This window comes from Pseudooceanicola lipolyticus, from assembly GCF_002786325.1.
GTDB classification, from domain to species: domain Bacteria; phylum Pseudomonadota; class Alphaproteobacteria; order Rhodobacterales; family Rhodobacteraceae; genus Pseudooceanicola_C; species Pseudooceanicola_C lipolyticus.
On the sequence record NZ_PGTB01000141.1, the window covers coordinates 1 to 10162 of the forward strand.

The following is a 10162-nucleotide window of genomic DNA, read 5'->3' on the forward strand; positions in this document are numbered from 1 at the left end:
GCAGCGTCCCGCCGAGGCGCGGCGCCGCATTGGCCGACAGGCCCGATGCCGCCAGCAGGGCGGCGGCGGCACCCGAGGCAAACAGCGCGCGGCGATCGATGCGGGTCATCTCACGCCACCTCCTCGGCAATCCGGTCCATCACCCGCACCAGCTCGGCACTGATCCCCGGCTCGCTCAGCGCATGGCCGGCATTGCGGATCAGCTTCAGCTCGGCCGCGGGCCAGCGCTGGGCCAGCGACCAGGCCGATACCGGCGGGCAGATCATGTCATAGCGGCCCTGCACGATGACGCCCGGAATATGCGCGATGCGCTCCATCTGGTCCAGAATCTGGCCATCCCGCTCCAGGAACCCGGCATTCATGAAATAGTGGTTCTCGAGCCGCGCGAAGGCGCGGGCGTAATCCCCGGGGCTTTCCCCCGAAGCGCCGCTGGAATGGATCGAGGCCAGCGCGTTTTCCCAGGCCGACCAGCTGCGGCCGTATTTGGTTTCGACCGCGAAATCGCCCGAGAACAGCCGCCGGTGATACGCGGCGATCAGGTCGTCGCGCTCCTCTTCCGGGATCGGCGCGACGAACCGCGCCCAGGTCTCGGGCCAGAACCGCCCGGCACCGCCGCCATAGAACCAGTCCAGCTCGGCCTTGGTCATCAGGAACACGCCGCGCAGGATCAGGTTGCGCACCTGTGCCGGATGGCTCTGCGCATAGACCAGCGCCAGCGTCGCGCCCCAGCTGCCGCCGAACACGCACCAGCGGTCGATCTCCAGCGTCTCGCGGATCAGCTCGATATCCTCGACCAGTCGCCAGGTGGTATTCTCCTCGACGCTGGCATGGGGCCGCGACCGGCCGCAGCCGCGCTGATCGAACAGGATGATGCGGTAGTGTTCCGGATCGAAATAGCGCCGCATCGCCGGGCTGCAGCCGCCGCCCGGCCCGCCATGCAACACCACCACCGGCAAACCCTGCGGGTTGCCGCATTGCTCGACATATATCTGGTGGCCCTGTCCAACCCTGAGCATCCGCTGATCAAACGGGTCGACCGGCGGGTAAAGATATTGCACTGCGCGCTTTTGATCCGGGTTCTTGTCCATTACAGCCCTATATAGACCACCAGAAATCAATGGTCATTCGGAGATTGGAATGCAAGCGCCACAAACCACCGTCGATGCCGACGAGGTTGCAAAATTTGAGGCGATGGCGGCCGAGTGGTGGGATCCGAACGGGAAATTCCGCCCGCTGCACATGCTCAACCCCTGCCGGCTGGACTATATCACCAGCCAGATCGCCGGTGAGTTCGATCGCGACCTGACCCAACCGAACCCCTTTGCCGGGCTGCGCTTGCTGGATATCGGCTGTGGCGGCGGGCTGCTGTCGGAACCGATGGCGCGGCTGGGTGCCGATGTGGTCGGCGCCGACGCTGCCGAGCGCAACCTGCCGGTGGCGCGGATCCATGCCGAACAATCCGGGCTCGACATCGACTATCGCCACACCACCGCCGAGGCCATGGCCGCCGCCGGAGAGCGCTTTGACATCGTTCTGAACATGGAGGTGGTCGAACATGTGGCCGATCCGCCGGCCTATCTGGCGGCCTGCCACGACCTGCTGAAACCCGGCGGGCTGCACATCTGCTCGACCATCAACCGCAACCCGAAATCCTATGCCATGGCGATTTTCGGGGCCGAGGTGGTGATGCGCTGGCTGCCGCGCGGCACCCATGACTGGTCCAAGTTCATCACGCCGGACGAACTGTTCGCGCTGTTGAAAGACGCCGGGCTGGAACCGGTGGACCGCAAGGGGTTTGTCTTCAACCCGCTCAGCTGGTCCTGGAGCCTGTCGGCGCGCGACCTGTCGGTCAATTACGTCACCGCCTCGGTGCGTCCGCAGCCCGAGATCGGAACCGAGCCAAGCCCGCAGCGTTGACCCGGCACTGCCGGAGTTTGATTCTTGCTTGAAGACAGCGCGCTCAGCCTCGTCTTTCTGGTCTTTTTCTTAGCGGGCACCGTGATCTGCGTGTGCGGCGTGAAAATGACCGGCCTTGCCGATCTGATTGCCGACCGTACCGGGTTGGGCGAAGCCATTGTCGGCGGCCTGCTGTTGGGCGCGGCCACCTCACTCTCCGGTACAGTGGTCTCGGTTTCGGCCGCCTGGGAGAATCAGGCCTCGCTTGCCTTTTCGAATTCGGTGGGCGGGATCGCAGCGCAGACCGCCTTTCTTGCACTGGCCGACCTGATGTTCCGCAAGGCCAATCTGGAACACGCCGCGGCGGAAGTGACGAATATCGTGCAGGGTATCTTGCTGTTGATGTTGCTGACCCTGCCATTTGCCGCCCGGCTGACGCCCGACATCACGCTTTTCGCGATCCATCCCGTCTCGGTCGCGATCCCGGCAATCTATGTCATCGGCATGTTCATCAGCCGCGCCGTCCGGGAAGACCCGATGTGGACGCCGGTGCGCACCCCGCATACCCGCACCGATACCCCCGACGAGGAAGACCACGGGACCGAGGACAAATCCAATTTCCGGGTTTTCGGCGAATTCGCCGTGCTGATGGCGGCGATGGGTCTGTCGGGCTGGTTTATCGAACAATCGGGATCGGCGCTGGCCCAGCGGCTGGATATCTCGACCTCGCTTGTCGGCGCGCTGATGACCGCCATTGTCACCTCGCTGCCCGAACTGGTCACCACCCTGGCCGCGGTGCGGCGCGGGGCGCTGCAACTGGCGGTGGGCGGGATCATCGGCGGGAACATGTTTGACATGCTGTTCCTGCCCGCCGCCGATATCGCCTATCGCGACGGGTCGCTGTACCACGCGGCGACCAACGAGGATTATTTCTGGGTTGCCTCCGCCATGCTGATGACCACCGCATTGCTCGCCGGATTGGTGGTGCGCGAGCGGCGCGGCCCGGCGGGTATCGGGTTCGACAGCATGTCGTTGCTGATCATCTATGCGGGAACCATCGCATTGCAGATGACGGTGTTTTAGCTGCCGGTCGGCCGGGCGTTTGGCCCACTTATTCCCGCGGTTCCAGCTTGGCGCGCAGCTCGCGCAGCACCGGCAGTACCGTACGCACCTTTTCCGGGCCCAGCTCGCCCACCACGTCATTGATCAAGGGCGCGATCGAGGCCACCGCCTGGTCGCGGGCGCGTTTGCCCGCCGGGCTGATCGCCACCATCTTGCGCCGCGCATCGTCCCAGTCGGGCCGGATATGCACGTAACCGGCCCATTCCAGCTTGTTCAGGGTGTTGGTCATGGCGCCGCGAGTCACATGGAACGTATGGGCCAGCTGCGCCGGGCTGCGTTCGCCGCCGACGAAGATCAGGTGGTTCAGCACCGAGAAATGCGAAATCTCCATACCCTTGGGCAACACCCGCGTCAGCCGGTTGCGGATCATCTGATCCGCGGTCAGCACCTCGCTGAACAAGGCAATCGCGAGTGAGTTGGTTTCCTCGGACATGACACTTCCCTGTCAGGGGCCGTCGAAGCTCCGAACATGGGTCAACGACGGTACCTTTTTGCGGGCTTCATGTACTGAATTCAAATCCATGTCAAAAACGTGAACGCCCGCATCGGTCCCGCCATCCACCAAAACCTCGCCCCAGGGCGATACCGCCAGGCTGTGCCCATAGGTGCGGCGCGGTTTGCCCTGCCCGATCGGATGATCGCCGGTCTGCGCCGGGGCCAGTACGAAACACCCGGTTTCGATCGCCCGCGCGCGCAGCAGCGAATGCCAATGCGCCGCGCCGGTGACCGGAGAGAACGCTGCCGGCACGGTCAGAATCTGCGCCCCCGCCTGGGCCAGCGCCTGGTACAGCGCGGGAAAGCGGATGTCGTAACAGACGGTCAGGCCCACCGGCGCGAAATCGGTCTGCGCCAGCACCGCGCGCGTTCCGGGGCGATAGCCGGCGGATTCGCGATAGGTTTCCTGCTCAGTCACCTGAACGTCGAACATGTGGATCTTGTCATAGCGCGCGTGAATGCCGCCATCGGGCCCGATCAGGAAGGACCGGTTGGCAAAACGCCCATCCGGATCGGTGGTTTTCAGCCCCAGCGATCCGATCAGCAGCCAAAGGCCAAGCGCCTGTGTCTGCTGTTGCAGGGCGGCAAGCGTCAGGTCGTCTTCTTCGGCTTGCAGCACGGCATTCTGCCGGCTGCGGCTGGTCGAGACGCAATTGGTCACCTCGGGGGTCAAGACGAACCGCGCGCCCTGCTCGGCCGCTTTTGCGATGAAGTCCTGGGTGACGGGAAGGTTGGCCTGCGGGTCGTCCCCCGATGTCAACTGGATCAGCGCGGTCTTCATCAGGCCGCCAGCAACGCATCCAGCTTGCCGGCGCGATCCAATGCGTAAAGTTCATCGCAGCCGCCCACATGGGTTTCACCGACAAAAATCTGCGGCACCGTGCGCCCGCCATTGGCGCGCTGGATCATCTCGGGCTTGCGCGCCGGGTCGGCCATCACGTCGATTTCCTGGAATGACACCCCTTTCTGGGTCAACAGGCGCTTGGCCGCGTGGCAGAAACCGCAAAGCGGCGAAGTATAGATTTCAACGGGTTTCATCTGGTTCTTTCCGAAAAGCCTTGGTTCCCGGAAATCTAGTGTTCCTTGACCACCCGCGCCAGTGCCAGAACGAAAACTTGCGCGGCACCGCCCGCGTGACAGGCCTCTGCACAGGCGGAAAGGGTTGCACCCGACGTCATCACATCATCAACCAGCAACACCGGCCGCCCCGTCATCCGGTGGGCCCGGCCCGGATGCACGCCAATCACACCCTCCAGATCGGCAAAGCGCTCGGCCGCCGATTTCCCGTCCAGCGGCGCGGTGCGCTGGCGCCGCACCAGCAGATCGGGGCAATAGCGATGCCCGGTTTCTCGGGCCAGCGCCTGCACCAGCAGCGCAGACTGGTTATAGCGCCGCTTGAACAGCCGGGTCGGGTGCAACGGCACCGGCGCAATCACCATGTCATCGCGCAGCAGCGGCTGCGCCGCGCGGGCCAGCCAGCGGCCGGCGGCATGGGCCACTTCCGGCCGGTCGCCATGTTTCAGCGCCAGCACGATATCGCGCGCCCGGCCGCGATAGATCAGCGCCGCCCGCCCCTGCGCCCAGGGCCGCGGCTGTGCCATGCAATCGTCGCAATCCAGCCGCGCACCGTCGGCCTCACCCGGCAGCGGCGCGCCGCAACTGTCGCAGACGGTGCCGCCGATAAACGGGGTATCCTGCCAGCAATCGGCGCAAAGTCCGAAATCGCTTTCGACCCTTTCTTCGCAGCCCAGGCAGCGCGGCGGGTAAAGAAGCTGCACTGCCGTTTGAAACATGTCTCGCATAGGTCTAACTACCGTTTATGAAATCCGCTCCGGCCCTGTTCGACCGCTCTGCCCTGTTGCATCACCGCGCCCGCGCGTCGCGGGATGCGCTGTTTCTGCACCATGCTGCGGTGGACGAGGCGCAGGATCGCCTCGCGATGGTTAAAAGATCGTTTAAGAATGTGGCCATCGTGAGCCCGTTTGCCCCGGTCTGGCAAAACGCTTTTCCCGCTGCTCAAATTTTGCCCGATGACGAGGTGCTGGCGCTGCAACCCGGCGCTTGCGATCTGGTGATTCACGCCATGTGCCTGCATTGGGCAAATGACCCGGTCGGCCAGGTGATTCAGTGCCGCCGCGCCCTGAAACCCGACGGGCTGTTCCTGTGTTTCACGCTGGGCGGCACCACCCTGTCCGAGTTGCGCGCCGCGCTGGCCGAGGCGGAAAGCCGTCTGACCGGCGGCCTGTCGCCGCGCATCGCACCAATGGCCGAAATCCGCGATCTCGGTGCGGTATTACAGCGCGCCGGGCTGAACCTGCCGGTCGCGGATACGCTTCCGCTCACCGCCGAATACCGCGATCTTTACCACCTGATGCACGATCTGCGGGCGATGGGTGAAACCAATGCCCTGGCCGGCCGGCTGAAACACCTCACCCGGCGCAGCCTGTTCCAACAGGCCGAGCGGGTCTATCGCGACCGTTTCGCCACCCCGGAGGGCAAGTTGCCCGCCGGTTTCGAAATCGTCTCTCTGACCGCCTGGTGCCCGGATGACAGCCAGCCCAAACCGCTGCGCCCCGGCTCGGCCAGTACCCGGCTTGCCGAGGCACTGGGCGCCAAGGAAACCCGCCTGCCGGATTGACCTGCGGGCAAAAGCTTTTATCTGACCCGTCACCGCAACCGACGGAAGGCCCGACATGCGTGATTTCGTCCCCCACACCAGCCAGCCCGCCCATGCGCCGGGCAACCACCCCGCCATTGCCGAGGAGAAGGTGGGCATCCTGCTGGCCAATCTCGGCACGCCGGATGGCTATGACTATTGGTCGATGCGCCGCTACCTGGGCGAATTCCTGTCGGACCAGCGGGTAATCGACTATCCGCGATGGAAATGGCAGCCGCTGCTGCAACTGATCATCCTCAGCAAGCGGCCCTTCACCAGCGGCGCCGCCTACAAGTCGATCTGGGACGAGGAACGTGGCGAAAGCCCGCTGATGACGATCACCCGGCGGCAAAGCGCCAAGATCGCCAAGGCGATGTCCGAGCGGTTCGGCGATCGGGTCATGGTTGATTTCTGCATGCGCTATGGCAACCCGTCCACCGCCTCGCGGGTCGACCGCATGGTCGAGAACGGTTGCCGCAAGATCCTGTTTTTCCCGCTCTATCCGCAATATGCCGGCGCCACCACCGCCACCGCGAATGATGCGTTTTTCCGCGCCCTGATGACGCAGAAATGGCAACCGGCCGCGCGCACCGTCCCGGCCTATTGCGACAGCCCGGCCTATATCGAGGCGCTGGCGCAATCGGTGGAACGCGCCTATGGCGCGCTCGACACCCGGCCCGACCTGCTGGTGGTGTCCTATCACGGTATGCCGCAGCGCTATCTGATGCAGGGCGATCCCTATCATTGCCAGTGCCGCAAGACGACCCGGCTGCTGATGGAGCGGCTGGGCTGGGAGCCGACGCAGCTGACCACCACCTTCCAGTCGGTCTTTGGCCCCGAGGAATGGCTGCGCCCCTATACGGTCGAAGAAGTGGCGCGCGTCGCCCGCGACGAGGGCAAGCGCAATATCGCGGTCATCGCCCCGGCCTTTGCCGCCGATTGCATCGAGACGCTGGAGGAGATCCGCGAGGAGATCCGCGAAAGTTTCGAACAGGCCGGCGGCGAGAACTTCACCTATATCCCCTGCCTCAACGACGACGACGCGCATATCGAGGCGCTGTCAGGGGTAATCGCCGACAATCTCAGGGGCTGGGTCGAATAGACAGCGGCCGCGCGCCGGACAGGCGCCGGTCTCGCCGAAGCCCTCCCGGCAATAAAAAAGGCGGTGGAAAACTCCACCGCCTTCTTTTTCGGTCGTGCGCCGTGCTTAGTCAGCAGCAACAGCAGCAGCCACCAGAGCCAGCAGGATCAGGGGCAGCAGGATGCCGCTCGACGATCCACCGGTGTCTTCAACGATGACCGGTGCTTCGATGATCGGCTCTTCCAGCGTGCCGGCAGATGCGGTCGTAGCAGCAGCAGCCAGTGCAGCGGCGAGAACGAGTTTCTTCATGTTAACCTCCAGAATTCGCACGATTCAAGACTCCTGAATCGCGCACCCAAGACTTACCTCGTGCATTTTTCTAAGCAGCAAAGCAATGCGATTGCAAATGCTTGTTGGATTGAATGACGCAATGCGGGATCAAATGTCGTCATATCGGCAACACTTGCCAGGTCGGTACTGAGGCGCGGCGGCAACAATCCGCCACTCCGCTGCGGCGCCCGGTTTTCTGCCCCGCAGCGATCACGATGTGGCAGGCCCTGGCCGGGTGAGCTGCGCACCGCATCGGGCGCGTCCGGCCGGGCGCGATCTCGGCATCGCGGTCAGATCAACAGCACCTGTGTGCCCACCGTCGCCATCGCAAACAGCTCGGCGATATGTTCATTGTAGAGACCGATGCAGCCATTGGACGACCGCCGGCCGATCTTGCGCGTGTCATGGGTGCCGTGGATGCGGTAATACTGCCAGCTGAGATACAAGGCATGGGTGCCCAAAGGGTTGTCGGGTCCCGGCGGGATATAGGCGGGCCAGTCCGGGTTGCGCTTCAGCATGTTCGGCGTCGGCCGCCAGCCCGGCCCTTCGACCTTCTGCACCACGCTGGTGCGGCCGCGCCGCGTCAGGTCTTCGGACAGCGGCACGCTGGACGGGTACAGCCGGTAGGTGGCGCCATCCTCGCCCCAATAATGCAATGCGCGCGAGGTGGTATCGACCAGGATCGCCCCGTTTTTGAGGTGATCGAAATAGGGCTGCCAGTCGAGCGCGCGAAAGCTGGAAATGTTACGGCGCACCGATTGGGACAGGTCACGCTCGACCTCGGTTGTTGCGGCGCTGTTGACATTCTGCGCCAGGGCCGGTGCCGCCGAAACAGCGGCCAGCCCGGCCAGGAAATTGCGCCGGGTCTGCGGAAAACTACGTTTGATGGTCATGGATCGGCTCACTGAACAATTCGGGCGTTGGATGCTGCGCATGTTATTGCCGGAATGCCGCAGTCACAAATCAAACCGCTGTAACCCGCTCGGATTCCGGCTTTGTGAGTTTGCGGTGCATCGGCAGGCACTGTAAAGGCATGTGGTGAACGAAACTGGGCAGGGTGGCCATGGTACGTAATTTTTGGTGGGTGTTTTCGGTTGCCATCATGCTGGCCGCCTGTGCGGCGCCGCAGGAAACCGCGCTTGGCCCTGATGGGCGCCCGTTGCCCCGCGTTTACCAGATCCGCAATTCCGACGTCTCGAAAATCCAGTACCGGATGCTGGACGCGGTCAACTCGCTGCGCGCCGCCGCCGCAGCGCCGCCGGTGGAACTGAACGCGATGCTGAACGCCGCCGCCGCCACCCATGCGCGCGACATGTCGGTCCAGAACCGGCCCTGGCATTTCGGCTCGGACGGGTCCTCGCCGATCGACCGGGTCCGCCGCGCCGGCTATCCCGGCCAGATGCTGGGCGAGAATATCTCGGAAACCTACGAGACCGAGCTGGAAACGCTGGCCGCCTGGATGGACGAAACCGGCTCGCGCGAGGTGCTGCTGGACAAACGGGCCACCAATATGGGCTTTTCCTGGTACCAGGACAGCAGCGGCAAGATCTGGTGGACGCTGGTCATGGGCGGCACGATGGCCGGGGTCTGAACCCGGGCCGACGCCGCCCCACCCTGATCCAGGCTCACCCCGCCTACGGCCGAATGGTGATCACCGTGCCGGTGCGCACCATCGCATAGATCTCCTCGATCTCCTTGTTCTTCACCGCGATACAGCCCGCCGTCCAGTTTTCCTTGCGCGACAGCTTGCGGTTCTGGTTCGGCTCGCCATGGATGAAGATGTCGCCGCCGGGCCGCTTGCCCTGCGCCTCGGCAAAGGCGATGTCGGCGGCGTTGGGATAGGAGATGCCCAGCGACAGGTGAAAGGCGCTGTTGGGATTGCGCCGGTCGATCAGATAGGTGCCCTCGGGCGTCTTGCCGTCGCCCTCGAACTGCTTGGGCCCGGCCGGGGCAAAGCCAAGATCGACATCATAAGCCTTCAGGATCTCTGACTGGCTCAGCAGATACATCCGCTTGCTGGACTTGTTCACGACAATCGACGTGACGGGGGGGCCGGAATACACCCTGCCCCTGCTGCACCCGGATACCGCCAGCGCAGCCAGCAGACCGAGTCCGAATAGACGCCTTTTCATTATGCGTTTCCTGCTCTCGAACCTCGGGCCCCAATATACGGGATCCGTGCGGCATCAAAATCAAATCTCGCGCGATTTCGCCGAAAATTCGCCGCGTGCTCAGCCGGCGCCCAGGCGGAATCCGGCAACCAGCTCGGTATGCACCGACCAGCGGAACTGGTCGACCACGCGCAGCCGGTCCAGGCGATAGCCGGCCTCGCACAGCTGGCGCGCGTCGCGGGCGAAGGTCAGCGGGTTGCAGGACACATGGGCGATCACCGGCACCCGGGCGCGGGCCAGTTCGGCCATCTGCGCCTCGGCCCCGGCGCGCGGCGGATCGATCACCACCGCGTCGAAGCGTGCCAGTTCGTCGGCCAGCAGCGGACGGCGGAACAAGTCGCGCGCCTCGCCCGTCACCCGTTTCAGCCCCGGTGCCGCACGCCAGCCGCGGTCCAGCGCGTCCACCATCTC

The 10162-nt window shown here is 64.3% G+C and carries 13 protein-coding genes and 1 pseudogene; 5 read left to right on the plus strand and 9 right to left on the minus strand.

What is annotated here, in order from left to right; all coding sequences use genetic code 11:
* Positions 1–110: 110 nt before the first annotated feature.
* A complete protein-coding gene (gene pip, locus CVM52_RS20505; protein WP_100164276.1) occupies positions 111–1088 on the minus strand; it encodes a prolyl aminopeptidase in 978 nt (325 codons plus the stop codon).
* Positions 1089–1137: 49 nt separating this feature from the next.
* Here pip and ubiG point away from each other — a divergent pair, with 49 nt between their 5' ends.
* Positions 1138–1917: a bifunctional 2-polyprenyl-6-hydroxyphenol methylase/3-demethylubiquinol 3-O-methyltransferase UbiG gene (ubiG, locus tag CVM52_RS20510; protein WP_100164277.1), complete on the plus strand. Its 780-nt coding sequence runs from the start codon at positions 1138–1140 to the stop codon at positions 1915–1917.
* A gap of 24 nt (positions 1918–1941) precedes the next feature.
* On the plus strand, positions 1942–2979 hold the full coding sequence (locus CVM52_RS20515) for a sodium:calcium antiporter (RefSeq protein WP_100164278.1): 1038 nt from the start codon (positions 1942–1944) through the stop codon (positions 2977–2979).
* A 28-nt stretch (positions 2980–3007) separates the two neighbouring features.
* Here CVM52_RS20515 and CVM52_RS20520 read toward each other — a convergent pair whose 3' ends face one another.
* From CVM52_RS20520 to CVM52_RS20535, 4 genes are read right to left on the minus strand one after another with little or no spacing between them, the layout of a single operon-like run.
* The gene (locus CVM52_RS20520) at positions 3008–3451 is read right to left on the minus strand and encodes a MarR family winged helix-turn-helix transcriptional regulator (RefSeq protein WP_100164279.1); all 444 of its coding nucleotides are present in this window, start codon (positions 3449–3451) and stop codon (positions 3008–3010) included.
* A gap of 12 nt (positions 3452–3463) precedes the next feature.
* Positions 3464–4294 (minus strand): carbon-nitrogen hydrolase family protein, encoded by an 831-nt coding sequence (locus tag CVM52_RS20525; protein WP_100164280.1) that lies wholly within the window; start codon positions 4292–4294, stop codon positions 3464–3466.
* Positions 4294–4551 carry a glutaredoxin 3 gene (gene grxC, locus CVM52_RS20530; RefSeq protein WP_100164281.1) on the minus strand — a complete coding sequence of 86 codons (258 nt, stop codon included), beginning with the start codon at positions 4549–4551 and terminating at the stop codon, positions 4294–4296. Before grxC ends, CVM52_RS20525 begins: the two co-directional genes overlap by 1 nt.
* Before the next feature lie 35 nt (positions 4552–4586).
* Complete coding sequence (locus CVM52_RS20535) at positions 4587–5315, minus strand: ComF family protein (protein ID WP_100164282.1); 729 nt, start codon at positions 5313–5315, stop codon at positions 4587–4589.
* A 17-nt stretch (positions 5316–5332) separates the two neighbouring features.
* Between CVM52_RS20535 and CVM52_RS20540 the strand changes: the two genes are divergently transcribed.
* Positions 5333–6151, plus strand: coding sequence for a methyltransferase domain-containing protein (locus CVM52_RS20540; RefSeq protein WP_100164283.1), 819 nt, complete (start codon positions 5333–5335; stop codon positions 6149–6151).
* A gap of 55 nt (positions 6152–6206) precedes the next feature.
* Positions 6207–7271 carry a ferrochelatase gene (gene hemH / locus CVM52_RS20545; RefSeq protein ID WP_100164284.1) on the plus strand — a complete coding sequence of 355 codons (1065 nt, stop codon included), beginning with the start codon at positions 6207–6209 and terminating at the stop codon, positions 7269–7271.
* Positions 7272–7376: 105 nt separating this feature from the next.
* Here the strand turns inward: hemH and CVM52_RS20550 are convergent, their stop codons facing one another.
* Both CVM52_RS20550 and CVM52_RS20555 read right to left on the minus strand, forming a co-directional pair.
* Entirely contained in the window at positions 7377–7559 is a 183-nt protein-coding gene (locus tag CVM52_RS20550) for a hypothetical protein (protein ID WP_100164285.1), read from the minus strand.
* Positions 7560–7870: 311 nt separating this feature from the next.
* Positions 7871–8473: a L,D-transpeptidase gene (locus tag CVM52_RS20555; RefSeq protein ID WP_100164286.1), complete on the minus strand. Its 603-nt coding sequence runs from the start codon at positions 8471–8473 to the stop codon at positions 7871–7873.
* Between the two features lie 170 nt (positions 8474–8643).
* On the opposite strand from CVM52_RS20555, the gene dalA reads away from it, so the two are divergent.
* The gene (gene dalA, locus CVM52_RS20560) at positions 8644–9171 is read left to right on the plus strand and encodes a divisome-associated lipoprotein DalA (protein WP_100164287.1); all 528 of its coding nucleotides are present in this window, start codon (positions 8644–8646) and stop codon (positions 9169–9171) included.
* A 43-nt stretch (positions 9172–9214) separates the two neighbouring features.
* Here the strand turns inward: dalA and CVM52_RS20565 are convergent, their stop codons facing one another.
* Together CVM52_RS20565 and CVM52_RS20570 are read right to left on the minus strand one after the other, a co-directional pair.
* Complete coding sequence (locus tag CVM52_RS20565) at positions 9215–9712, minus strand: L,D-transpeptidase family protein (RefSeq protein ID WP_100164288.1); 498 nt, start codon at positions 9710–9712, stop codon at positions 9215–9217.
* 99 nt (positions 9713–9811) lie between these two features.
* Positions 9812–10162: pseudogene (locus CVM52_RS20570) on the minus strand (class I SAM-dependent RNA methyltransferase); the annotation flags it as partial.

Coding starts and splice junctions, on each gene's coding strand:
- pip (WP_100164276.1), bottom strand. CDS start 1,088: ATGGACAAGAACCCGGATCAAAAGCGCGCAGTGCAATATCTTTACCCG.
- ubiG (WP_100164277.1), top strand. CDS start 1,138: ATGCAAGCGCCACAAACCACCGTCGATGCCGACGAGGTTGCAAAATTT.
- CVM52_RS20520 (WP_100164279.1), bottom strand. CDS start 3,451: ATGTCCGAGGAAACCAACTCACTCGCGATTGCCTTGTTCAGCGAGGTG.
- CVM52_RS20525 (WP_100164280.1), bottom strand. CDS start 4,294: ATGAAGACCGCGCTGATCCAGTTGACATCGGGGGACGACCCGCAGGCC.
- grxC (WP_100164281.1), bottom strand. CDS start 4,551: ATGAAACCCGTTGAAATCTATACTTCGCCGCTTTGCGGTTTCTGCCAC.
- CVM52_RS20535 (WP_100164282.1), bottom strand. CDS start 5,315: ATGCGAGACATGTTTCAAACGGCAGTGCAGCTTCTTTACCCGCCGCGC.
- CVM52_RS20540 (WP_100164283.1), top strand. CDS start 5,333: ATGAAATCCGCTCCGGCCCTGTTCGACCGCTCTGCCCTGTTGCATCAC.
- hemH (WP_100164284.1), top strand. CDS start 6,207: ATGCGTGATTTCGTCCCCCACACCAGCCAGCCCGCCCATGCGCCGGGC.
- CVM52_RS20550 (WP_100164285.1), bottom strand. CDS start 7,559: ATGAAGAAACTCGTTCTCGCCGCTGCACTGGCTGCTGCTGCTACGACC.
- CVM52_RS20555 (WP_100164286.1), bottom strand. CDS start 8,473: ATGACCATCAAACGTAGTTTTCCGCAGACCCGGCGCAATTTCCTGGCC.
- dalA (WP_100164287.1), top strand. CDS start 8,644: ATGGTACGTAATTTTTGGTGGGTGTTTTCGGTTGCCATCATGCTGGCC.
- CVM52_RS20565 (WP_100164288.1), bottom strand. CDS start 9,712: ATGAAAAGGCGTCTATTCGGACTCGGTCTGCTGGCTGCGCTGGCGGTA.